Origin of the sequence: Pseudomonas sp. WS 5011, from assembly GCF_012985775.1 — a bacterium.
Lineage (GTDB): Bacteria > Pseudomonadota > Gammaproteobacteria > Pseudomonadales > Pseudomonadaceae > Aquipseudomonas > Aquipseudomonas peli.
On record NZ_JAAQXA010000002.1, the window covers coordinates 109,619 to 133,615 of the forward strand.

Consider the following 23,997-nt stretch of genomic DNA (forward strand, 5'->3'; position numbering starts at 1 on the left):
TCGCCGCAGACTTTCAGGAGCACAGCTTATGTTGATGGTGATTTCCCCCGCCAAGACCCTCGATTACGAGACGCCGCCAGCGACCCCGCGTTTTACGCAACCCGAACACCTCGACCACGCCCAGGACCTGATCCAGCAGCTGCGCGACTTTACCCCGGCGCAGATCGCCGATCTGATGCACCTCTCGGACAAACTCGCCGGCCTTAACGCTGCACGCTTCGGTAGCTGGGTGCGGCCGTTCAATCCGTCCAATGCCAAACAGGCGCTGCTGGCATTCAAGGGTGACGTGTACACCGGGCTTAACGCCGAGGATTTCAGCGAGGCCGACTTCGACTTCGCGCAAACCCACCTGCGCATGCTTTCCGGCCTGTATGGCGTGCTGCGCCCGCTCGACCTGATGCAGCCCTATCGCCTGGAAATGGGCACCAAACTGGCCAACCCGCGCGGTAATAACCTCTATGACTTCTGGGGCGAGCGCATCAGTGGCTGGCTGAATGAGGCGCTGGCGGCCCAAGGCGACGAGGTGCTGCTCAACCTAGCGTCCAACGAATACTTCAGTGCAGTGAAACGCAAAGCGTTGAATGCACGGATCATCGACACCGAATTCAAAGACCTGAAAAACGGCCAGTACAAGATCATCAGTTTCTACGCGAAAAAAGCCCGTGGCCTGATGGCCCGTTACGTGATCAAAGAGCGCCTGACTGACCCAGCCGGCCTCAAGGACTTCAACTACCAGGGCTATCGCTATTCGGCGGAACACTCCAAGGCTGATAGTCTGGTGTTCCTGCGTGACCAACCCGAGGCCTGAATAATGCTATTCGGCGCAATTCTGCTGTTGAGCTGGCTGATACTGCTGATCCGCTACTCGAGCAAGGCACTGCCAATCTCCCTCGGCGCGCTGATCGGCCTGGGCCTGGTCGCCAGTTGGGTGCTCTGGCAGGAAAGCCGCGAGAACCGCCACCTGGCCCACCTCGAATTACGCCTCGACTATGCCCCCGAGCGCTGCCCGGCGGATCGCCCGCTGGCCCTGAACCTGAAGAATGGCAGCGAAGCCGCACTGCTTGAGCTGCATTGGCAGATCGCCGCCTACCGCCCTGGCGACAGCGTCAACCTGGCCGAGCGCCTGTATGAAACCCCGCACTACAGTGGCCCTGGCGAATTGTTGCCCGGTGACGACTGGCAAGCCTGCCTGCCGCTGCCCACGCTGCGCAGCGGCTACCGCGCCAAGACCCTGGAGTTTCGTGCTGAGCGACTGCAAGGCAGCTTTAGCCGTTGACGGCTACCCCCCATTAAAACAATAAGGAAAGTTGCATGACCCAGCCCAGCGTACTGATCACCGGATGCTCCAGCGGCATTGGCCGCGCCTTGGCCGAGGTGTTCCAGCAGGCCGGTTATCAAGTTTGGGCCACTGCGCGCAAAACTGAAGACCTCACAGCCCTGAGCGAAGCGGGCTTTAACGCCGTACAACTGGACGTTAACGATGGCCTGGGCCTGGGCCAACTGGCCGAACGCCTGAAAGCGGAGATCGGCGGGCTCGACGTACTGATCAATAACGCCGGCTACGGCGCCATGGGCCCACTGCTCGATGGCGGTGTCGAAGCCATGCGCAAGCAATTCGAAACCAACGTGTTCTCGCTGGTCGGCGTGACCCGCGCGCTGTTCCCGCTGCTGCGGCAGAACAAAGGGCTGGTGGTGAATATCGGTAGCGTCTCCGGCGTGCTGGTCACCCCGTTTGCCGGCGCCTACTGCGCCTCCAAGGCCGCCGTGCATGCTCTGACCGACGCCCTGCGCCTGGAACTGGCACCCTTCGCTATCGAGGTGATGGAAGTGCAGCCCGGCGCGATTGCCTCCAGCTTTGGCGCCAACGCCAGCCAGCAGGCCGAACAGCTGATTGATGAAGCCTCGCCATGGTGGCCGATCCGCGACGGCATCCGCGCCCGTGCCAACGCCTCGCAGGATAACCCCACGCCCACCAGCCACTTTGCCCGCAACCTGCTGGCCGCCGTGCAGAGTAAATCCCGGCCGAACCTGGTACGCCTGGGTAATGGCAGCCGCAGCATGCCGCTACTGGCGGCGCTACTGCCTAAACGCCTGCTCGAAGCTGTATTAAAGAAACGTTTCGGCCTTAATCGCAGCCTCTAGGAGCACGCCTCATGCGCGAGCCAAGCCCCAGCAGCGTCGCGGTTACCCGCCTGGCCCTTGGCGGCGTGTTGGCGGTTATCGTGCTCAACCTGCTGCTGCGCACCTTCGTCAAACTCGGCGGGCTGTTGACCACGGTGCTGATCGCCGCCCTGGTGGCCGCTGGTATGACCCTGTGGTTCTCCTGGCGCAACCGCCGCGCACCCTTGCAAGGCGAACGTCGCCGCTTGGTCGCGCTGTATGGCGGCATCCTGGCGCTGCTCTACCTGGGGTTACTGGCCATGATGGCGTGGAAGGATGATCCCAGCCCCATGGGTTTGCTGATCTTTGCCCTGCATTATTTCTGTTATCCGCTGATGGCCTGGCTGTTTCTTGCCAAGGGTTTTGGCAAGCGCAGTGAGTGACTGCCTCGCCAAACGCCCCACTGACGCCGCCGTGGGAACGCCCATGTCATCCACCCGCCTTGTCTGCATGACGACACTCGCGCTGATCGCCTTCGCGGCCAACTCCCTGCTCTGCCGGGCAGCACTCGCCGACGGCAGCATTGATGCCGCCAGTTTTACCAGCATTCGCCTGCTCGCCGGGGCAGCCGTGCTCTGGCTAATTGTGCGTATCCGCGCCGGTAGCGCCGCTGGCCAAGGCAACTGGCTATCAGCACTGGCCCTGTTTGCCTACGCCGCCGGCTTTTCCTTCGCTTACCTCGAACTGTCGACGGCCACCGGCGCCCTGCTGCTGTTTGGCGCAGTGCAAAGCACCATGATCGGTTATGGCCTGTACCGTGGCGAACGCCTGCGAGTGCCCCAGCTTGGCGGCCTGTTGCTGGCCATTGGCGGACTGGTTGGGTTGCTGTTACCGGGTATCTCCGCACCGCCGCCACTGGCTTCGGCACTGATGCTGGGTGCGGGCATGGCGTGGGGAATCTATTCGTTGCGCGGCAAAGGCACGGGCGATCCGCTGCAGGTCACCGCCGGCAATTTCCTCCGAGCGGTGCCGATTGCGCTGATTCTGAGTGTCGCCATGCTCGGCGATCTCTCGCTGCAACACTCCGCTGGAATCGCCTACGCCATCGCCTCGGGCGCGCTGGCATCCGGGCTCGGCTATGCCGTCTGGTACAGCGCCTTGCCGGCCTTGAAAGCCACCACGGCCGCCAGCGTGCAACTCAGCGTACCGGTGATCGCTGCGCTGGGCGGTGTGGTGCTGCTCGCCGAACCGCTCAGCCTACGCCTGCTCCTGGCCTCACTGGCCATACTCGGCGGCATTGCGCTGGTGATCCTGACTGACAAGCAGGCCAGACCAACCCGCCGCTGACGCGGCGGTGTGCAACCGCTGACCGACACTCAGCGCTTGATGGTCTTGAGCAGATCATCCGGGGTGATATAGCCCACTACACCGCCGCTGCTTTGCGCGCTGCCCGGCTGTGGCTGATGCAGGATATGGCCCTTCATCTTGCCGATGATGTGCATCTCACAAGGTTTGCAGTCGAACTTCAGGGTCAGCACTTCGTCCTGATGGATCAGCTGCATGTCCGAGACCTTCGTGCGTACGCCGGTCACGCCCTTGGCCTGCTTGGGGCACAGGTTGAAGGAGAAGCGCAGGCAGTGTTTGGTGATCATCACCGGCACGTCGCCCGCCTCTTCATGGGCCTCATACGCCGCGTCGATCAGCTGCACGCCGTAACGCTTGTAGAAGGTGCGCGCCTTGTCGTTGTAGACGTTGGCAAGGAAGGTCAGGTGCGATTCCGGGTAGACCGGTGGCGGCACGCTGACCGGCTTACGCCCGCCACGCGGATGAGCGGCAACGCGGGCCTGAGTCAGCGCCTCAATCGCTTCACGGCGCAGGGCCTTGAGTTGCGAGCCAGGGACAAATGGCACGGCCTCACAGTCAATCTGCGCGCCAGTGCTGTAGTAGATGGTGGTGCCCAGTTTGCTCAGGCCATCGGTCAGTTGCTCGCGGGCTTGCTCGGCATCCTTGGCGGCGGCGAACGGCCCGGCCAGGCTAACGCGAGCGCTGATGCCCTCTTCACTGGTGACGCTCACATTCAACTGATCACCCTGCACCGCCAACTGCCAGCTGACCGCAATGCGGCGCTCGGCGGAGGTTTTCTGCAAGGCCTGTTGCCAGTTGTGGTCGAGGTTGCGGTTGAGCGGATGCTGCGGGCGCACGCGGTGCATGGCTTCGGGCATCTCATTAGGCTCGACGCGGTAGCGGTAGCGCTTCTCGCCGTCTTCTTCAAACTCGCCTTTGAGCTCGCAGATGTTGCTGCGAAAACCTACCACTTCACGCTTGATCAGCACGTTCAGGCCATCGCCGTTGGACAGCTGCGTATCGGTGACGGCAATCAGGTCGCGCTTGTTCACTTTCTCGATATAGCCCACCGCCAAGCCGGTAAAGGTCGGCGAGTCGAACGCGCCGATGTCCACCTTGCGGTCGGTGACGAAATAATCAGTGCTGCCGCGGTGGAAGGTCTTGTCGGTGTCCGGGGTGAAGAAGTGCTCGGTGCGGCCGCTGGCGGCACGGGCCAGGTGCGGGCGCTGTTCGAGAATCGCATCCAGCTCGCGGCGGTAGTGCGCGGTGATGTTCTTCACGTAGCTCATGTCTTTGTAACGCCCTTCGATTTTGAACGAGCGCACGCCGGCATCGACCAGATGAATCAGGTTGTCGGTCTGGTTGTTGTCCTTCATCGACAGAAGGTGCTTATCAAAGGCCACTACGCGGCCCTGATCGTCTTTCAGGGTGTATGGCAGGCGGCAGGCTTGCGAACAGTCACCCCGGTTGGCACTACGGCCGGTTTGCGCGTGGGAGATATTGCACTGCCCGGAGAACGCCACACAGAGCGCGCCGTGGATAAAGAACTCCACCGCCGAATCGACGTTGCGGCAAATGTTGCTGATTTCTTCCAGGTTCAGCTCGCGGGCCAGCACCAACTGCGAGAAACCGGCGTTGTCGAGGAAGCGGGCTTTTTCCAGGGTGCGGATGTCGCACTGGGTACTGGCGTGGATCTCGATGGGCGGCAGGTCCATTTCCATCACGCCCATGTCCTGCACGATCAGCGCATCGATGCCCGCCTCGTAGAGCTGCCAGATCATCTGCCGCGCCGGTTCCAACTCATCCTCATGCAGGATGGTGTTGAGGGTAACGAACACCCGCGCATGGAACAGGTGGGCAAACTGCACCAGCTCGGCAATGTCCGCCACACTGTTGCTGGCGTTGTGCCGCGCACCGAAGCCGGGGCCGCCGATATACACGGCATCGGCGCCGTGCAGGATGGCTTCCTTGGCAATCGCGGTATCGCGCGCCGGGCTCAGGAGTTCGAGGTGGTGCTTGGGCAGGGACATGGTTTCGCTATCGGGCAGTCAATCAGGCCGAGCATTTTACTCGGAATAGCTGATTTGTCTGTGCCCGCTTGGCAGCCGCACAACAACTGTATAGGCATACAGATAAAAGCCCGCGTAGAATTGCCCGATGAACACAACCCGAGAACAACACGGTGGATCTACAACAGGGCTTTCTGCTGACTCGCCACTGGCGTGATACGCCGGCCGGCACGAAGGTGGAGTTCTGGTTGGCCACCGACAGCGGTCCGCGCCTGCTGCGTCTGCCGCTGCAAACCTCGGTGGCCTTTATCCCGGCTGCGCAACGCGAGCAGGCGCAAGCGCTGCTGGCCAACGAACGCGGCGTCGAGCTACGCCCGCTGGGCCTCAAGGACTTTCACCTGCGCCCGGTGCTCGGCCTGTATTGCCAACAGCACCGTACCTTGATGGACCTCGACAAACAGCTGCGCCGCGCTGGCCTGGACGTGTACGAAGCCGATGTGCGACCGCCCGAGCGCTACCTGATGGAGCGCTTTATCACCGCTCCCGTGCAGTTCACCGGCACGCCCGATGTGACCAATCCCGCTCTGCTGCTGGAGGCACAGATCAAGCCCTGCGAGGGTTACCGCCCGACGCTCAAACTGGCCTCGCTGGACATCGAGACCAATGCCTTTGGTGAGCTGTACTCCATCGCCATTGAAGGCTGCGGCCAGCGCAACGTGTACATGCTCGGCCGCACGCCGGAGCAGCAGCCAGATGTGGATTTCCAGCTGCACTACTGCGCCAGCCGTGGCGAGCTGCTCGAATGCCTGAACCAGTGGATGGCCGCGCATGACCCGGACGCGATCATCGGCTGGAACCTGGTGCAATTCGACCTGCGTGTGCTGCATGAACATGCGCGCAACCTGGCCATCCCCCTGCGCCTGGGCCGCGATGGCAGCGAGATGCAGTGGCGCGAGCATGGCAGCGGCAACGGTCACTTTTTTGCTGACGCGGCCGGGCGCTTGATCATCGACGGCATCGAGGCGCTGCGTTCGGCGACCTGGAGCTTCCCTTCGTTCAGTCTGGAAAACGTCGCGCAAACCCTCCTCGGTGAGGGCAAGGACATCTCCACGCCCTACCAGCGCATGGACGAAATCGACCGCATGTTCCGCGAGGACAAACCGGCCCTGGCGCGCTACAACCTGCGCGATTGCGAGCTGGTTACACGGATCTTCGGCAAAACCGCGATCCTCGACTTCCTGCTGGAGCGCGCCACGGTCACCGGCCTGCCCGCCGACCGCAGCGGCGGCTCGGTGGCAGCCTTCGAGCACCTGTATATGCCGCTGATGCACCGCCGTGGTTTTGTTGCGCCGAATCTGGGGGACAACCCACCGCAAGCCAGCCCCGGCGGTTTTGTTATGGAGTCGCAGCCGGGGCTGTATGAGTCGGTGTTGGTGCTCGATTACAAGAGCCTGTACCCATCGATTATCCGCAGCTTTCTGATCGACCCGGTGGGGCTGATCGAGGGCTTGCGCCAGCCGGATGACGCCCACTCGGTGCCGGGCTTTCGCGGCGCGCGGTTCTCGCGCAGCGAGCATTGCCTGCCGGCGATTGTCGAGCGCGTGTGGCGGGGCCGTGAGGCGGCCAAAAGCGAGCACAACGCGCCGCTGTCGCAAGCGCTGAAGATCATCATGAACGCCTTCTACGGTGTGCTCGGTTCCAGCGGTTGCCGCTTTTTCGATACGCGCCTGGCCTCCTCCATCACCCTGCGCGGCCACGAGATCATGGCCCGCACCCGCGCGCTGATCGAGGCAGAGGGTTATGCGGTGATCTACGGCGACACCGACTCCACCTTCGTCTGGCTCAAGCGCCCACATACTGAAGACGCCGCCGCACAGATCGGCCGCGCACTGGTGGCTAAGGTGAATGCCTGGTGGCGCGATCACTTGCATGATGAGTACGGCCTGGAAAGCGCCTTGGAACTGCAGTTCGAAACCCATTACCGGCGTTTTCTGATGCCGACCATTCGCGGCACCGAGGAAGGCAGCAAGAAGCGCTACGCCGGGCTGATCACCCAGCCTGACGGTGACCACAAGATGGTCTACAAAGGCCTGGAAACCGTGCGCAGCGACTGGTCGCCACTGGCTCAGCAGTTTCAACGCGAGCTGTACGAACGCATCTTTCTCGGCCAGCCCTATCAGGACTATGTGCGTGATTACGTCGAGCGCACCCTAAGCGGCAAGCTGGATGAGCAACTGGTCTACCGCAAACGCCTGCGCCGCCTGCTCACCGATTACGAACGCAACGTACCGCCCCATGTGCGCGCCGCGCGCCTGGCCGACGAGTACAACGCCGCCCACGGCCGCCCGCTGCAATACCAGCGCGGCGGCTGGATCAGCTACGTGATCACCACAGCCGGCCCGCAACCGCTGGAAGCGCGGAGCGCCGCCATCGACTACGACCACTACCTGACCCGCCAACTGCAACCGGTGGCCGACGCCATCCTGCCGTTTGTAGAAGATGACTTCGCCACGCTGATCGGCGGACAGTTGGGCTTGTTTTAAACGCACCCTACACGCTGCCAGCATCCATCAATCCACCGTCAGGACGACACCCATGCTGCACACCCTCGCCGTCGCCAACTACCGCTCGATCAACAATCTGGTGCTACCGCTGGGTCGGCTCAATCTGGTGACCGGGGCCAATGGCAGCGGCAAGTCGAATCTCTATCGCGCCCTGCGCCTGCTGGCGGAAACCGCCCAGGGCGGCGTGGTCAATGCATTGGCTCGTGAGGGCGGATTGGATTCCACCTTCTGGGCCGGGCCGGAAACCCTCAGCCGGCGCATGCTCAGCGGCGAGGTGCCGGTGCAGGGCGGCCCGCGCAAGGAGGCTCGGCGCCTGCGTCTGGGTTTTGCCGGCGATGACTTCAGCTATGCCATTTCCCTCGGGCTACCGGAGTCCAACTCCGGCGAGAGCCGCGATATGCCCAGCGCTTTCGCCCTGGATCCCGAGATCAAACGCGAATGCATCTGGGCCGGGGGCAGCTTTCGCCCCGCCTCGCTGCTGGTGGATCGTGCCGGCGCGATGGTGCGTATGCGTGAGGGGCGCAACTGGCAGGTAATGGCCCAACACCTGCCAAGCTTCGACAGCCTGTATGAGCAGATCGGTAATGATCCGGCCTGCCCGGAAGTCTCCCACCTGCGCGAGCATATTCGCCGTTGGCGCTTCTACGATCACTTCCGCAGCGATGCCGAAGCGCCCGCGCGCCAGCCGCAACTGGGCACCCGTACCCCGGTGCTGCACCACGACGGTCGTGACCTGGCGGCGGCGTTGCAGACCATTCGTGAAATCGGCGATGCCGCTGCGCTGGATGCGGCCATCAGCGACGCCTTCCCCGGCGCACGTTTGCGTATCGACTTTCAACAAGGCGGGCGTTTCGCCGTAGAACTGCAACAGGACGGCCTGCTGCGGCCGTTGTCGGCCAGCGAACTGTCGGACGGCACCCTGCGCTATCTGCTGCTGGTCGCCGCCCTGCTCACCCCACGGCCACCCACACTGATGGTGCTGAATGAGCCGGAGACCAGCCTGCACCCCGACCTGCTGCCAGCCCTCGGCCGGCTGATTATCGCTGCGTCGCGGCACACCCAGGTCTGGGTGGTATCCCATGCCAGCCGCCTGATCGCCACCCTGGAGCAACACCCCGAGTGCAACGCCATCGTCCTGGAAAAACAGCTGGGGCAAACCGTGATCCAGGGCCAGGGCATGTTCGATGAGCCAGCCTGGAAGTGGCCGAGTTAACCCTTGGCGGCCAGTACAACCGTTGCCGGTAGCGCCTTGGGCTTACGAAACACCAGCACGTTACCCAACATCACCAGCACCAGGCCGAACAGCGCCGGTGCGGTCCATTGATAGCCCTCGGCAAATACCGAGATATTCAGCGCCACCACCGGGAACAACACGGTGCAGTAGGCCGCGCGCTCCGGGCCCATGCGCCCGACCAGAGTCAGGTAGGCGGTAAAGCCGATCACCGAGCCGGGAATCGCCAGGTACAGCAGAGTGCCGACGTAACGGGTGTTCCACTCGAAACCGAACGGCGTGCCGCTGACCAGGCAGATCGCCACCAGCATCAACGCGCCATAGAGCATGCCCCAGGCATTGGTGGTCAGCGGCTTGAGCCCGGCCTTCTGCTGCAGGCTGGAGAGCATATTGCCGGCGGAGAAACACAGCGTACCGAGCAATGCCAGGCCGATGCCCAGCAGGGTTTCATGGCTGGCTTCCTGCCCGGCCAGTTCCGGCCAGAACAGCAGCGCCAGGCCGCCGAGGCCCAGCGCACCACCGGCCAGTACATTGGCGGCGATCTGCTGCTTGAAGAACAGCCGCGCATTGATCGCATTCCACAGCGTGGCAGTGGAAAAGATCACCGCGACCAGGCCGCTGGGAATCCACTGACAGGCGGTGTAGAAGCACATGAAGTTCAGGCAGAACAGGCACAGTCCCTGCACCAGACAGATCAGCTGACCACGCGTATCGAGTTTCTGCAAACGGCCGCTAAGCAGCAGAATGGCGAACAGCACCAGCGAGGCCAGGGCAAAGCGATAGGCGATGGACGCGGCAATCGCTACTTCGCCCAGTTGCAGTTTGAGAGCAATCCAGGTGGTGCCCCAGATCAGTACGGTGAGCAGATAGAGCGACAGATTCATCAACAGACTCCCTTTGAATATTCAGGAGTCTGCGCCTGATCGACCCGGCTGTTCTTGCACAAACTTGCGCTTTTATGGCCTGCCATCCCTGGCGGCCACCCTACGGGCCGTCGTTACGCGACGTTAAAAATTGCTCCCGGCAATTTTTTTAATCCGCCGCCCGATGCCTAGGCAGTCCAATAGAAATCAATGCCGCCAGCAGGACAAAAGCCGAGGACACCCACAGGCACGCCTCCAGGCCATAAGCCTGATACACCCAGCCCGACAGCAGCGTGCCGATCAACCGGCCGAGGGCGTTGGACATGTAATAGAAGCCCACATCCAGCGACACGCCGTCTGCCTTGGCGTAGCTGACGATCAGGTAGCTGTGCAGCGAGGAGTTCACCGCAAACAGCGCGCCAAACAGCATCAGCCCGCCGAGCAAGACCCACTGCACCGGCAAATCACTGTTCAAACCCAGGGCAATGACGGCGGGCAACCCGGCCAGCACCGCAGCCCAGGCGAATGCCGCGCGGCCATCCGGCAACTGGCCACTGGCTTTGCCGGTGATGGCTGGGGCGAAGGACTGCACCATGCCGTAGCCAATCACCCAGGCAGCGAGAAAGCCGCCGACCATCCAAAAATCCCAGCCAAACACACTGGACAGGTACACCGGCAAAGCCACGACAAACCACACATCGCGGGCGCCGAATAAGAACAAGCGTGCGGCCGACAGAATATTGATCGCCCGGCTCTTGGACAGAATGTCGCGAAACTTCGGTTTGGCTTTCGCCTTGCCCAGATCCTTTTTCAGCAGCAACAGGCTGGCCAACCAGATCAGCGCCAGCACAGCGGCCATGGCCAACACCGCCCCAGCGAAGCCGAGCAACGCCAGCAGCGCGCCACCCATAAAGAAGCCCACGCCCTTCAGCGCATTCTTCGAGCCGGTCAGGATCGCCACCCACTTGTACAGCGTGCCCTGCTGACTGTTCGGCACCAGCAGCTTGATCGAGCTTTTCGCGCTCATCTTGTTCAGGTCTTTGGCGATACCGGACAGCGCCTGCGCGCCCATCACCCAGGGAATCGTCAGCCAGGCCGCGGGCACGGTGAGCATCAGCAACGCCGCCACCTGCAGGCCCAGGCCGATATTCATGGTGCGATTCAAGCCCAGCCGCGCGCCCAGATAGCCGCCGACCAGATTAGTGACCACGCCGAAAATCTCATAGAACAGAAACAGCGCGGCGATCTGCAGTGGCGTGTAACCCAGGCTGTGAAAATGCAGCACCACCAACATGCGTAGTGCGCCGTCGGTCAGGGTGAAAGCCCAGTAATTGCCGGTGACCAGCAGGTATTGGCGCACTTCGGGGGCTAGGCGGGATAAGGCGTGCATAACGAATCCTATGTAAACCGTGGGAGGGGCTGGGCGGCATTCCGTTTTAGCCGCGACAGCAGTTAAAGCAAGTCGTGGCTAAAGTCCCTCTCACAAGAGCCTGGTTAATCTGCCAAACCCACCATTCGCGCCAGCTCCACCGCACGGTTGGCGTAGCCCCATTCGTTGTCGTACCAGGCGTACAGCTTCACCTGGGTGCCGTTGACCACCATGGTCGACAGCGCATCGATAATCGAAGAGCGCGGATCGGTGCGGTAATCGATGGACACCAGCGGCCGTTCTTCATAGCCCAGAATCCCCGCCAGCGGCCCAGCAGCGGCGGCCTTAAGCAGTGCGTTGACCTCCTCCACCGTGGTGGCGCGCTGCACTTCAAATACGCAGTCGGTCAGCGAGGCATTGGCCAGCGGTACGCGCACGGCGTGACCATTCAGTTTGCCGCGCAGCTCAGGGAAGATTTCCGCGATCGCCGTGGCCGAGCCGGTGCTGGTGGGGATCAGGCTCATGCCGCTGGCACGGGCACGGCGCAGGTCCTTGTGCGGCGTATCGAGGATGCTCTGGGTGTTGGTCAGGTCGTGGATGGTGGTGATCGAACCGTGGCGGATGCCGAGGTTTTCGTGGATCACCTTGACCACCGGAGCCAGGCAGTTGGTGGTGCAGGACGCCGCAGTGACGATGCGGTGCTGCGCCGGGTCGAACAGCTGCTGGTTGACGCCCATCACAATGTTCAGCGCGCCCTGCTCTTTCACCGGCGCACAGACCACCACGCGCTTTACGCCTTGATCCAGATAGCCTTGCAACACAGCGACAGTCTTCATCTTGCCACTGGCCTCGATCACTAGATCGCAGCCGCTCCAGTCGGTATCGGTGATGGCCTTATTGGCCGTGACCTTGATCCGCTTGCCGTCGATCAGGATGCACTCGCCCTCATTGCTCGCCTCGTGCTGCCAGCGACCGTGCACCGAGTCGAAATTCAGCAGGTGGGCGTGGGTTGCGGCGTCGCCTGCTGGGTCGTTGATCTGCACAAACTCCAGTTCCGGCCAGCCCCATGCAGCGCGCAGCGCCAGACGACCAATACGACCAAAACCGTTGATACCTACCTTGATAGCCAATGACAGACTCTCTCGTTGAACGGGTTAAATATTGCGCGGCGCAAAAATGATGATCGCCATACCGAGCATGGCCACCGCCGCGCCCAGCAGGTCCCAATGGGTCGGACGAATACCGTCCACCAGCCATAGCCAGATAATTGCCATCGCCACATACACCCCGCCATAAGCGGCATACACCCGCCCGGCGGCGGTCGGGTGCAGGGTCAGCAGCCAGGCGAACAGCGCCAGGGCGGCGGCGGCCGGCACCAGCAGCCAGATGCTCTTGCCCTGCTTGAGCCACAGGTACGGCAGGTAGCAGCCGATGATCTCGGCCAGCGCCGTCAGTGCGAACAGGCCCAGAGTGTTGAGCGTGCTCACCTCAGTTGCCGAACTGGGCGAGCCAGCCCGCATGGGCTGGGTGTTGGATGGCTTTCGGCCGCAGCGCCTGCACCAGGCTGATGGCCTCGCTGCGGGCGATGCCCAGCTCGATGAGGATGCGCGCAGCAATCAGCCCGGTGCGCCCGGAGCCGCCCTTGCAGTGGATGGCGATGGCCTTGTCGGCCGCCAGCAACTCACGAATCTGCGCCATGGCCGCCGGCCAGGCGGCGTCGAAATCCGCCTGTGGCACCTGCTCGTCGGCCACCGGCAAATGCAGCCAGAGCAGCCCTTGGCCGGCAGATAGCGCGGGCAACTCGCTGGCGGCGTTTTGCGCCAGCTCGGCGTAGGGCATCAGGGTCAGCAAGGCATCGGCGCCGGCCTGTTGCAGGGTGCTCAGGGCGCTTCCGAGGCTGCTGTCCTTGGTGCCCGGGCAGGGGGTAAAGATCAGTCGACCGGCATGACCGGGAATGTTTAGAACATCAAAGGGATGGGACATGCGAAGTAATCCTGAAAATTAAATGGAAGCCTGATTGACCCGTTTGCTCAGCTGCTCAGCGGATTCCTTGCGCTCGGAATAACGGTCCACCAGGTAGTCCGTCTGGCCGCGCAGCAACAGGGTGAACTTGACCAGTTCCTCCATCACGTCGACCACGCGGTCGTAATAGGCCGATGGCTTCATCCGCCCGGCGTCGTCGAATTCGAGGAAGGCCTTGGCCACCGAGGACTGGTTGGGGATGGTGAACATGCGCATCCAGCGCCCCAGCACGCGCATCTGGTTCAGCGCATTAAAGGATTGCGAGCCGCCGCTGACCTGCATCAGCGCCAGGGTCTTGCCCTGGGTCGGGCGCACAGCGCCCATGCTCAGAGGAATCCAGTCGATCTGCGATTTGAACACCCCGGTCATCGCGCCATGGCGCTCCGGCGAGCACCAGACCATGCCCTCGCTCCACAGCACCAGTTCGCGCAGTTCCTGCACCTTGGGGTGATCCTCCGGGGCGTCGTCCGGCAGCGGCAAACCGCTGGGGTTGAAGATCCGCGCTTCGGCGCCGAACTGCTGCAGTAGGCGCGCGGCCTCTTCGGTCAGCAGGCGGCTGTAGGAGCGCGCTCGGTTTGAGCCGTACAGCAGCAGAATGCGTGGCTTATGCAGCGGGGCCGGCTTGGACAGTTGTTCCTGACTGGGCGGTTCGAGCAGTTCGGAGTCGATATTCGGCAACTCAAAGGTCATGGCCTTTCTCCAGAAAACAGTGGCTCAGCCGCACAGCGAGGCGCGATCAGGACGGTCACGCATGCTGTGCAGGCGCAAACGATCTTCGGCCAGTTGCGGATCGTCAGCCTGAAGCACCTGCGCCAGGATCTGACCAACCCAGGCCGGCAGTTGCGGATGCAGGCGGTAGTAGACCCACTGCCCGGCGCGGCGATCCTGCAACAGGCCGCTGCTGCGCAGCTGGGCCAGATGACGGGAGATCTTCGGCTGGCTTTCCTGCAGGGCGGCGGTCAGCTCGCAGACACACAGCTCGCCCTCCTGGGCGATCAGCTGAGTCATGCGCGCACGGGTGTCGTCGGCCAGGCACTTGAACAAGGTGACCGGCGCCAGCATCTGCAGCGGAGCCTGGGCCTTGCTCTTGACCAGCACGAACATCTTGATGCGCTCATGGATCTGCTGCAGGCAGTGCTTGTAGGCATTCTGCTGCTGGCTGCTGGCCGGGTCCTCGAAATCCCAGGCGATGTATTCGCCGGCCCCGGGCAAGGTGCTGCACTCGAAGGCGGACTTGTCGCACAGGGTGATCACGTAATCGAACTGCTGGCCATCGAAGCTCTCCAGCGCCTTGCTGTGCAGGCCTTCCGTGCTGACGCCCAACTGCTCCAGGGCCTGACGTGCACGCGGATCAACCTCACCAGGCAGAGTGCCGGCGCTAAAAACCTCATAGCCTTCGGGATCGGTATGGCGTAGCAGCGCTTCGGCCATTTGCGAGCGGGCAGCGTTGGCTACGCAGAGGAACAACACACGAATCTTTTGGCTCATGGCGATGGGTGTCAGGTAAATACGGTTTGGCGAATATATTGATATCCATATATCTTGTAAACCGTATATTCAGCCTAACCCAAGCCGACCCAGATCAATAACGAGCGCAGCGGGACTGGCTAGACTCGCCACTCACCCAAGGAATCCAGTATGGCCAACGCCCTAGAATCCTCCGATCCTCAAACCCGCTCGCCGCTCGGTCTGTTCGAGCGTTACCTGACGCTCTGGGTATTTCTCTGCATTATCGGCGGCACCCTGCTCGGCCTGTTCGCCCCCGAAGCAGCGCAAGCGGTGGGCGCTCTGGAAGTTGCTCAGGTGAATATCCCGGTGGGGCTGCTGATCTGGGTGATGATCATCCCCATGCTGATGAAGATCGACTTTCGCGCGATTGGTGAGGTCTACCAGCAGCGCGCCGGCCTGGGCGTGACGCTGAGCATCAACTGGCTGATCAAACCCTTCACCATGGCCTTTATGGCCTGGCTGTTTCTGCGTCATGTATTCGCCGACTGGCTGCCAGCCGAGCAGATCGACAGCTACGTGGCCGGGCTGATTCTGCTTGGCGCCGCGCCCTGCACCGCAATGGTGTTCGTCTGGAGCAACCTGTGTAAGGGCAACGCCAACTTCACCCTGACCCAGGTGGCGATCAACGATCTGGTAATGGTGTTCGCCTTCGCCCCCATCGTCGCCCTGCTGCTGGGCGTGTCATCGATTCCGGTGCCCTGGGACACCCTGCTGCTGTCGGTGGTGATGTATATCGTTATCCCCCTGGCCATCGCCCAATTGATCCGCGCGCGTCTGCTGCGCCGGGGTGATGCTGCGCTGCAAGCGGTGCTGGCGCGTATCGGCCTGTTCTCCATCCTCGCCCTGCTCGCCACCCTGGTGCTGCTGTTCTCCTTCCAGGGTCAGACCATCATTGCCCAGCCTCTGATCATCGCCATGCTGGCCGTGCCAATTCTGCTGCAGACGCTGTTTATCGCAGCCCTCGGATACTGGATGTGCCGGCAACTCAAGGTGCGCCACGATATCGCTGGGCCGGCGGCAATGATCGGCGCGTCGAACTTCTTCGAGTTGGCCGTAGCCGTGGCCATCGCGCTGTACGGCTTCAACTCCGGTGCGGCGCTGGCCACGGTGGTCGGTGTGCTGATCGAGGTGCCGGTGATGCTCTGGCTGGTGCGCATGGTCAATAACAGCAAGGGCTGGTACGAGCGCACGCAGAGCTGATGCCTCACCCTCGACGGTTAATAGCCATTCACTTGCAAGCAAGCAGATAACCATACAGAGCGGTATATGTGACGAGTCGACAGCCTATACCCGGCAGGCTAGCGTCAATACAGGGTGTCGCTGACGCATGCGCACCCGCCACACTGCCTGAGCCACCCGGCGTTGCCGGTCGCTGTAGCCTGAGGTACGCCGCATGTCTTCTCGCCTTGGCAACGCGCTTGCGTTTGTTTCCTTGTGTTTTTTCAGCCTGACGCTGCATGCCGAAGCTAAGTGGGAGTCGCTGGACTTCATCACCGAAGAATTCCCACCCTACAACTACACCGAAAGCGGCATCGCCCGTGGCATTACCGTGGACATCCTGCTGGAAGCGGCCGCCAGCGCCGGCCTGCCCATCGCGCGCCGGGATATTCGTTCACTGCCCTGGGCGCGCGGTTATCAGATGGCGCGCAAAGGTCCGGGGGTGATGCTGTTTTCCATGACCCGCACCGAGGAGCGTGGCCCGCAGTTCAAGTGGGTCGGACCGATCATGCCCAGCCGCATCGTGTTATTAGCGCGCAAGGATCGCCAGTTACAGATCAAGCAACCGGCAGATCTCAGCGCACACCGCATCGGTGTGATTCGAGATGATGTCGGCCATCACCTGCTGAATAGCCTTGGCATCAACGACAACCAGCTGCAGATCTCGGCCAGCGCGATTCAGCTGGCCAACCTGCTGCATAACAGCCGTATCGACCTATGGGCCTACGACGAAACCACCGCCTACTGGTTTATCCGCAACCTGGACATGCACAGCCACGACTTCACCCCGGTGCATGTGCTCAAGGAAAGCGCCATGTATTACGCCTTCAGCCTGGACACCGACGCGGTGCAGCTCACCCGGCTGCAGAACAGCCTGAATGCGCTCAAGCAACAGCCGCGCTACCTGGAAATACTCGACAGCTACAGATAACCGCGCCTTGCATAATCTTGCGCTTTTCCGCGCGCGGGGGCTGGCACGCGGGCATGCCCGGCGTAGCATGGAGCGACGGAGGATTTATGTCGCAACTTGAGCACCTACAGGTTTTCCAGAGCATGCACAGCTCGCCCAACACCCGCCTGCACCGCAGCGCCGAGTTGGGCGACGGGCTGGCGGCTGCCGTGTGGAGCAACCGTCATGATGCCCGCGATTACGAAGCCCCCAGCCATCACACGCTGTCCTGCTACCTGGCCGGCGGCACCGGCACCTTCCGCCGCGAGAGCCCACACAGCAAAGGCGCGCCAGACAAGCTGTGCATCCTTCCGGCCGGCCATCAGTCGGAGTGGGTGATCAACGGTGAAATCCATCTGGCCCATCTGTATATCAGCCAGGAGCAATTCGCCCTGGCGGCCGTGAACCTGTTAGACCGCGAACCACGGGAACTGGAACTGCGCGAAGGCACCTTTCTCGATGACCCGCAGCAAGCCCAGCGCTTTCGTCAGCTCAGCCAGCTGGATTGGCAGGAACCGGCCGAACGCCTGCTCAGCAGCAGCCTGGCACACGGCCTGATCAACCACGCGTTGCTGTCCCAAGTGGGACGCCGCGAGGGGCTGCGTTTGACTGGCGGCCTGGCACCCAGCCAGCGACGGCGAGTGCGCGAGTTTATCCAGGCCAACCTCAGTGAAGCGCTCAGCCTGGGTCAGCTGGCCAGTTTGTGTGCGCTCTCCGAATACCACTTCGCCAGGATGTTCCAACTCAGCTTCGGCCTGCCGCCGCATCGCTATGTGCTGGCGCAACGCCTGCGCCATGGTCAGCACCTGTTGCAACACAGCACGCTGCCACTGGCTGAAGTGGCCCTGGCCTGCGGCTTTGCCAGTGCCAGCCATTTCAACAACCGTTTCCGCCAGGCCTTCAGCGCCACTCCGGGGCAATACCGAGCGGCCCTGCAACGCCCCTGAGCCCACGCCAAGCAGCATCAGCCCGCCGCATACCCGCCTATCAGGCAACGCAGCTTGCGCCCCCTGAGCCTGAAAACAGCCTGCTAATCCCACGCTGGCTGTGCAAGAATCATCGGCTGCCTTCGAGAAAGCTGCCCATGCCACGATTCGTCCACTCGCCCGCCCGGTGCCTCTGATGGCCCTCGACATCCTGCATCTACGCCAGGAAGACTGGCGCGCAGAATTCGGCGATGGCGACTTGCTGCGCGGTCAGGCCTATGCCGCCCAAGGCCGCAGCCGTTTGCTCAGCCTCAAAGACAGCACCCTGTTGGCCAGCTGCCGTGGCTCCGGTGCGCAAACCTATCAACAGCGCATCACCCTGCACCATTACGGCCAGGGCTGGGGCGTAACCGGCCATTGCAGCTGCCCGGTGGGCTTCAACTGCAAACACGTGGCCAGCGCCCTACTCACCCTGCAAACCCAGCAGGAACAAGGCGTCGACCTCTCGCCACTGATCGTCAGCAGCCCACAGGCCCGCGAAGAGTGCCTGGAAAACCTGCAGCCCAGCCCGGTACTGAGCCTCGGCAGCCTGGTGCGCGTGCACTTTGATGCGCGCAAGGGCCGTATGCAGGAACAAACCCAGCACCGTGCCGCATTGGCCTTCAATTACCAGGGCCACCTGGCATCTGGCAAACAGGGCAAGGACTTGCTGATCAAGCAGAGCGCCCAGCACAGCCTGCGCATCGTGCGTGACATCAGCGCTGAAACCCAACTGCGCAAACGCCTGGAACAAACCGGCCTGCAAGTGGCGCTGCGGCAGAGCGAAGCGCTGCCGGAAAGCGCCGGCGAAGCTTACGAGCAACCCAGTGAGACTGCCTGGTTGCAGTTTATTCGTGAGCATCTGCCAGCGCTGCGCGCAGAGGGCTGGCAGATCCGCATGCAGCCGGACTTCCAGTTCAACCTGGCACAGGTCGATGACTGGTACGCCGAAGTCGAAGAAGACCCCGAGCAAACCTGGTTCGATCTGGAACTGGGTATCGAGGTCGAAGGCCAGCGCATCAGCCTGTTGCCGATACTGCTGCAGGCCATCCGCCAAAAACCCTGGTTGCTCAACGGCGAAGCGCTGAACAAACGCGATGACGACGAAGTGGTGCTGGTTAGCCTGCCGCATAACCACAAACGCGCCGCTCTGCCGCTGGCCCGCCTCAAACCGCTGCTCGCGACCCTGGGCGAGCTGTTTGTTCGCGAACCGAGTGAGTCCAACCAGCGCCTGCGCCTGTCGCGCCTGGATGCCGCGCGCCTCAATCACCTGCAAGAAGGCCCGGCAATCAGTTGGCAAGGTGGCGACCAGTTGCGTGAGTTCGCCCAACGCCTGCAACAACTGGACAGCAATACCTTGCAAGCGCCCGCCGGCTTGCTCGCGGAACTGCGACCCTACCAACTGCAAGGCCTAGCCTGGATGCAGGGCCTGGCCGAGCTGGATGTCGGCGGTTTGCTGGCCGATGACATGGGCCTGGGTAAAACCCTGCAGACCCTTGGCCATATCCTCTGCGAGTTCAACGCCGGGCGTTTGCAGCAGCCGGCGCTGATCGTCATGCCCACCAGCCTGATTCCCAACTGGCAGGATGAAGCCGCGCGCTTCACCCCGCAGCTCAAGGTGTTGGCGTTGCACGGGCCGAAGCGCCGCGCGCTGTTCAAGCAGATCGACGAGCACCAGATCATCCTGACCACCTACGCCCTGCTGCCGCGCGACCTCAAGGCATTGAGCGCCTACCGCTATCGCCTGCTGATTCTCGATGAAGCGCAGAACATCAAGAACCCACGCAGCAAGGCCGCCGTCGCTGCAGGGCAACTGCAGGCCGGGCAACGTCTGTGCCTGACAGGCACGCCGCTGGAAAATCACCTAGGCGAGCTGTGGTCGCTGTTCAACTTTCTGATGCCCGGCTGGCTGGGTGACAGCAAAAGCTTTACCCGCGACTACCGCACGCCGATTGAGAAGAACGCCAACCAGCAGCGTTTGGCGCACCTCACCGGGCGGATCAAACCGTTCATCCTGCGCCGCACCAAGGAGCAGGTGGCCAGCGAACTGCCGCCGAAAACCGAAATCACCCACTGGGTCGAACTCAGCGCGGCCCAGCGTGACCGTTACGAAACCCTGCGCCTGGCCATGGATCAGAAGGTCCGCGCGGAAATCGCCCGCCAGGGTTTGGCGCGCAGCCAGATCGTGATTCTCGAAGCACTGCTGCGTCTGCGTCAGGCCTGCTGCGACCTGCGATTACTCAGCGAGGAAGGCGACAGCAACTTGACCAGTGCGGATTCCGGCAAACTCAGCGGCCTTCTGGAGATGCTTGAAGAGTTGTTCGCCGAAGGTCGGCGGGTGCTGCTGTTCTCGCAGTTCACCTCAATGCTGGCGCTGATCGAAGCTGAGTTGAAGGTGCGCAACATTCCCTACGCCAAGCTCACCGGCAGCACCCAGGATCGCCGCACCCCGGTGCAGCAGTTCCAGGCTGGCGAACTGCCGATCTTCCTGATCAGCCTGAAAGCCGGCGGCGCGGGGCTTAACCTGACCGCTGCCGACACGGTGATCCACTTCGACCCTTGGTGGAACCCCGCCGCCGAAGCACAAGCCAGCGACCGCGCCTATCGCATCGGTCAGGACAAGCCGGTGTTCGTCTACAAGATGATAGCTCGGGGTAGCGTGGAAGAGAAAATCCAGCAGCTGCAGCAGGCCAAAGCCAACCTGGCCCGCGGCGTGCTGGAAGGTGGCAGCCAGAGCCAGCTGCAGCTCAGTGAAGACGACGTGCAGGCACTGTTTGCACCGTTAAACGACTGATCAGCCTGAAGCCTCAGTCATCGCTCTGCGCATAATCACGCTCTGCCGCTTCATCCGCAGGATTGGCCTTTTTCCGCACCCCGCCAGCCTGCACTGCGGGGAAGCGCGAGGAGGCGAAACGCACCACAAAAATCGCTATCGCCAGCAACAGAATTGCCCCGGAGACCATCACCACGCCCATGTCGGGTTTGTGGTTGTGCGAAATGTCGGAAATCATCAGGCGGGTCAGCGCGGTAATCGCCACATAAATCATGAAGCGGATCGGCATGTGGTTGGTCTTGAAATAGATCCCGACCATTGCTGCCAATTCCAGATAGATGAACAGCAGCAGAATGTCATCGACCGTGATATGGCCCTTCTCCAGCATGCCGAGAAAGGCCATCACCGCCGCCCAGGCGGTGATAGCGCCGATGGCGAACAGCGCCAGGTAGTGGAACGCCTCCATCAACAGATTGCCCAGCGACTCCGCCAAGCCATGCATGCGCTCGCGGGCGCGTTCAGCCAGATTGTCCTTCACGATCCTTGCTCTCCTAAAATCGACGGCCCGCTCCAACGCGGAATGTACCTGCACCATGCAGAAACAAGACCAGCTCTCAGGAGATGGCGCTCACGTGGGCCAAGACACGTCCCAGGGCGCATCAGAGCGCCGCGGCTGGAATGGCGCTGCTGGACTCAGGCCAGGCGAAACAATGCTTACCCGCTTCCTTGGCCCGATACATGGCAGTATCCGCCGCCGCCACCAGGCGACGCCGGTCTTCACCATGCTGAGGAAACTGCGCCATGCCGATGCTCACGCCCACTCGCACATGCGGCAACTCTTCCAGCAGCGGCGTTTCCAGTGCAGTAATCATGCGGGCGGCCAGGCACTCGATAGCCGCCACATCCCCCTCGGCCACCACGGCAAATTCATCGCCACCCAACCGTGCCAACACCTCGCCCTCGCGCAGTACCGTCCGCCAGCGCTGGGCAATGGCCTTGAGCACACGGTCGCCGGTGGCGTGACCATGTTCATCGTTGACCGGTTTGAAGCCATCGAGGTCCAGGTAGATCAGCGCCAGCGGTCGCTCGGCACGCCGCGCCAAGGCCAGGGCCTGATCGAGGCTATCGTTAAAGGCGCGACGATTTGGCAGCTGGGTCAGGGCGTCATGCTGCGATTCAAAGGCCAGACGTTTTAGCAGCTCCTCACGCTCGCGCAGGTCACGGCGCAGGTCGAGGTAGGTCAGGCCGAGCAGTCCAAGCATCAGCAACGCCACCGCACTGCCGCCCCAGATGGCGACTTGCGAGCGAACATCGGTGCTTTCATGCAGCGCTTCAAGCTCATCACTGACGTTGCCCTCCAGGCTGCTAATCCGCTCACGCAGCTCATCCATGTAGCGCCGGCCCTGATTGTCCATCACGCGCTGGCGGGCAGCTTCAGCGCCAGCCAAACGACGCAGTGCAATGGTTTCGCTTAGCTCGGTCATTTTCAACTCGGCGAGCTGCTCAATCCGCGCGATGTCGTCGGCGTACATCTCCATCAACGGTATCGCGCGTAACGCCTGAAACTGGGCGTGCAAGTGCTGCACCGCCACGTTATAGGGTTGTAAAAATGAATCTTCGCCCGTCAGCAGAAAGCCGCGCTGCCCAGTTTCGGCATCCTTGAGCAAGGACAGGGTTTCACTGAGCTGATAAAGCGAGGTGTGTAGCACCTCGACACGCTGCCCGTCGATCAAGTGGGCACGGCTACCCCAGATAGCACCGACAATGACGAATAGACTGAGATAGGCAACAGCCAACAGGGCCAGCAATTTGCGCTCGACTCGACCCGCAGACAGCAACATGGTGCACCTCAGAGAGAGCCGATGGCGTGCCGAATACTGTTGTTGGCCACTGCGACCAGCAATAGTTTACAGCGACAATGTACAAGTATTTCGCCAAAACCGTATAAGTTACGTATAGGTTTCTAACCACACGAGGACATCAGCATGCCAAGCTTATTCACCCGCACCCGGTTGTTTAGCGCACTGCTTGCAGCCCAGACCCTGATCCTGGGCTACACCCTGCCCCTGAGTGCCAATGCGGCGCCGGTGGCCAAACAGCAGAATCAGGTCGCCGGCTTCTACCGCATGACCCTGGGCGAATTCGAAGTGACGGCGCTGTACGACGGCTACGTTGACCTCGATAGCAAAATCCTCACCGGCGCCAGCGCCGAAGATATTCAGAGCCTGCTGGCGCGCATGTTCGTTGACTCCAGTAAGGGTGTGCAAACCGCCGTCAACGCTTACCTGATCAATACAGGCAGCCACTTGGTGCTGGTCGACACGGGAGCGGCGCAATGCTTCGGGCCAACCCTGGGCGTGGTGCAGAGCAACCTTAAAGCTTCCGGCTATAGCCCGGAACAGGTGGATACTGTGCTGCTCACCCACCTGCACCCCGACCATGCCTGCGGCCTGCTGAACAGCGACGGCCAGGTCGCCTACCCGAATGCCAGCGTCTACGTGCCCCAGGCCGAAGCAGATTTCTGGCTTAGCGCTGAGGCGGCTGCCAAGGCCCCTGAGCCCATGCGCGGCATGTTCAAGATGGCCAAGCAGTCCGTGGCACCCTACGACGCTCAGCAGCGTCTCAAGCTTTACGCCCCGGACAGCGCACTGATCCCAGGCGTCAGCCTGGTGCCGAGCAACGGCCACACCCCCGGTCATAGCTCCTACCTGTTCACCTCACAGAACCAGAGCCTGCTGGTCTGGGGCGATATTGTGCACAGCCACGCGGTGCAGTTCGCCAAGCCGGAAGTAGTGATCGAGTTCGACATCGACAGCACCCAGGCCCAGGCTACGCGCCAGCAGATATTCGCCAACGCCAGCCGCGACAAACTCTGGGTGGCTGGCGCACACATGCCCTTCCCAGGGCTGGGCCATGTGCGCAAAGAAGGTGCAGGCTACGCCTGGGTACCGGCCGAGTTCGGCCCGCTGCGCAGCGACCGCTGAACGGCTGTGACGCACAGAATCGGCTATGGTGTTAGCCGGCATGGCAATTGCTGCTGGTCAAATGCCGGCGAGTTCTTTATGCTCGCAAATACTGTAC

Annotated in this window: 22 protein-coding genes; 12 read left to right on the top strand and 10 right to left on the bottom strand. The window is 62.1% G+C overall.

Annotation, left to right across the window (positions count from 1 at the left end):
- Positions 1-28: 28 nt before the first annotated feature.
- From yaaA to HBN63_RS02930, 5 genes are read left to right on the top strand one after another with little or no spacing between them, the layout of a single operon-like run.
- Positions 29-808 (top strand): peroxide stress protein YaaA, encoded by a 780-nt coding sequence (gene yaaA / locus HBN63_RS02910; protein WP_170048324.1) that lies wholly within the window; start codon positions 29-31, stop codon positions 806-808.
- Positions 809-811: 3 nt separating this feature from the next.
- Positions 812-1,276, top strand: coding sequence for a multidrug transporter (locus tag HBN63_RS02915; protein WP_170048325.1), 465 nt, complete (start codon positions 812-814; stop codon positions 1,274-1,276).
- A gap of 35 nt (positions 1,277-1,311) precedes the next feature.
- A complete protein-coding gene (locus HBN63_RS02920; protein ID WP_170048326.1) occupies positions 1,312-2,142 on the top strand; it encodes an SDR family oxidoreductase in 831 nt (276 codons plus the stop codon).
- Positions 2,143-2,153: 11 nt separating this feature from the next.
- Complete coding sequence (locus HBN63_RS02925) at positions 2,154-2,543, top strand: hypothetical protein (protein ID WP_170048327.1); 390 nt, start codon at positions 2,154-2,156, stop codon at positions 2,541-2,543.
- A 43-nt stretch (positions 2,544-2,586) separates the two neighbouring features.
- Positions 2,587-3,447, top strand: coding sequence for a DMT family transporter (locus HBN63_RS02930; protein ID WP_170048328.1), 861 nt, complete (start codon positions 2,587-2,589; stop codon positions 3,445-3,447).
- Between the two features lie 29 nt (positions 3,448-3,476).
- On the opposite strand, the gene HBN63_RS02935 is transcribed toward HBN63_RS02930, so the two are convergent.
- Positions 3,477-5,474: a U32 family peptidase gene (locus HBN63_RS02935; protein WP_170048329.1), complete on the bottom strand. Its 1,998-nt coding sequence runs from the start codon at positions 5,472-5,474 to the stop codon at positions 3,477-3,479.
- Positions 5,475-5,626: 152 nt separating this feature from the next.
- Between HBN63_RS02935 and HBN63_RS02940 the strand changes: the two genes are divergently transcribed.
- Complete coding sequence (locus HBN63_RS02940; protein ID WP_170048330.1) at positions 5,627-7,996, top strand: DNA polymerase II; 2,370 nt, start codon at positions 5,627-5,629, stop codon at positions 7,994-7,996.
- A 52-nt stretch (positions 7,997-8,048) separates the two neighbouring features.
- Positions 8,049-9,230, top strand: coding sequence for an AAA family ATPase (locus tag HBN63_RS02945; protein WP_170048331.1), 1,182 nt, complete (start codon positions 8,049-8,051; stop codon positions 9,228-9,230).
- Here the strand turns inward: HBN63_RS02945 and HBN63_RS02950 are convergent.
- The 7 genes from HBN63_RS02950 to HBN63_RS02980 form a co-directional block, all read right to left on the bottom strand.
- Complete coding sequence (locus HBN63_RS02950; protein WP_170048332.1) at positions 9,227-10,132, bottom strand: DMT family transporter; 906 nt, start codon at positions 10,130-10,132, stop codon at positions 9,227-9,229. The genes HBN63_RS02945 and HBN63_RS02950 overlap by 4 nt on opposite strands.
- Before the next feature lie 148 nt (positions 10,133-10,280).
- Positions 10,281-11,501 carry an organoarsenical effux MFS transporter ArsJ gene (arsJ, locus tag HBN63_RS02955; RefSeq protein WP_170048333.1) on the bottom strand — a complete coding sequence of 407 codons (1,221 nt, stop codon included), beginning with the start codon at positions 11,499-11,501 and terminating at the stop codon, positions 10,281-10,283.
- 104 nt (positions 11,502-11,605) lie between these two features.
- Positions 11,606-12,610: an ArsJ-associated glyceraldehyde-3-phosphate dehydrogenase gene (locus tag HBN63_RS02960; RefSeq protein ID WP_170048334.1), complete on the bottom strand. Its 1,005-nt coding sequence runs from the start codon at positions 12,608-12,610 to the stop codon at positions 11,606-11,608.
- A gap of 24 nt (positions 12,611-12,634) precedes the next feature.
- Positions 12,635-12,967, bottom strand: coding sequence for a YnfA family protein (locus HBN63_RS02965; protein ID WP_345940466.1), 333 nt, complete (start codon positions 12,965-12,967; stop codon positions 12,635-12,637).
- A gap of 1 nt (position 12,968) precedes the next feature.
- Positions 12,969-13,463, bottom strand: a complete 495-nt coding sequence (locus tag HBN63_RS02970) for a dual specificity protein phosphatase family protein (protein ID WP_170048336.1) — start codon at positions 13,461-13,463, stop codon at positions 12,969-12,971.
- 18 nt (positions 13,464-13,481) lie between these two features.
- Positions 13,482-14,192: an arsenical resistance protein ArsH gene (gene arsH, locus HBN63_RS02975; protein WP_170048337.1), complete on the bottom strand. Its 711-nt coding sequence runs from the start codon at positions 14,190-14,192 to the stop codon at positions 13,482-13,484.
- Between the two features lie 24 nt (positions 14,193-14,216).
- Positions 14,217-14,990, bottom strand: a complete 774-nt coding sequence (locus tag HBN63_RS02980; RefSeq protein WP_170048338.1) for a metalloregulator ArsR/SmtB family transcription factor — start codon at positions 14,988-14,990, stop codon at positions 14,217-14,219.
- Between the two features lie 150 nt (positions 14,991-15,140).
- Here HBN63_RS02980 and arsB point away from each other — a divergent pair, with 150 nt between their 5' ends.
- The 4 genes from arsB (at position 15,141) to HBN63_RS03000 (ending at position 20,937) form a co-directional block, all read left to right on the top strand.
- Positions 15,141-16,211 (top strand): ACR3 family arsenite efflux transporter, encoded by a 1,071-nt coding sequence (gene arsB / locus HBN63_RS02985; protein ID WP_170048339.1) that lies wholly within the window; start codon positions 15,141-15,143, stop codon positions 16,209-16,211.
- Between the two features lie 193 nt (positions 16,212-16,404).
- Positions 16,405-17,160, top strand: a complete 756-nt coding sequence (locus tag HBN63_RS02990) for a transporter substrate-binding domain-containing protein (protein WP_170048340.1) — start codon at positions 16,405-16,407, stop codon at positions 17,158-17,160.
- 86 nt (positions 17,161-17,246) lie between these two features.
- Positions 17,247-18,125 carry an AraC family transcriptional regulator gene (locus HBN63_RS02995; RefSeq protein ID WP_170048341.1) on the top strand — a complete coding sequence of 293 codons (879 nt, stop codon included), beginning with the start codon at positions 17,247-17,249 and terminating at the stop codon, positions 18,123-18,125.
- A gap of 175 nt (positions 18,126-18,300) precedes the next feature.
- Positions 18,301-20,937: a DEAD/DEAH box helicase gene (locus HBN63_RS03000; RefSeq protein ID WP_170048342.1), complete on the top strand. Its 2,637-nt coding sequence runs from the start codon at positions 18,301-18,303 to the stop codon at positions 20,935-20,937.
- 13 nt (positions 20,938-20,950) lie between these two features.
- Here HBN63_RS03000 and HBN63_RS03005 read toward each other — a convergent pair whose 3' ends face one another.
- Together HBN63_RS03005 and HBN63_RS03010 are read right to left on the bottom strand one after the other, a co-directional pair.
- A complete protein-coding gene (locus tag HBN63_RS03005) occupies positions 20,951-21,418 on the bottom strand; it encodes a phosphate-starvation-inducible protein PsiE (RefSeq protein ID WP_170048488.1) in 468 nt (155 codons plus the stop codon).
- A gap of 157 nt (positions 21,419-21,575) precedes the next feature.
- Positions 21,576-22,757, bottom strand: a complete 1,182-nt coding sequence (locus tag HBN63_RS03010) for a diguanylate cyclase (RefSeq protein WP_170048343.1) — start codon at positions 22,755-22,757, stop codon at positions 21,576-21,578.
- Positions 22,758-22,901: 144 nt separating this feature from the next.
- On the opposite strand from HBN63_RS03010, the gene HBN63_RS03015 reads away from it, so the two are divergent.
- The gene (locus HBN63_RS03015) at positions 22,902-23,900 is read left to right on the top strand and encodes an MBL fold metallo-hydrolase (RefSeq protein ID WP_170048344.1); all 999 of its coding nucleotides are present in this window, start codon (positions 22,902-22,904) and stop codon (positions 23,898-23,900) included.
- Positions 23,901-23,997 lie beyond the last annotated feature (97 nt).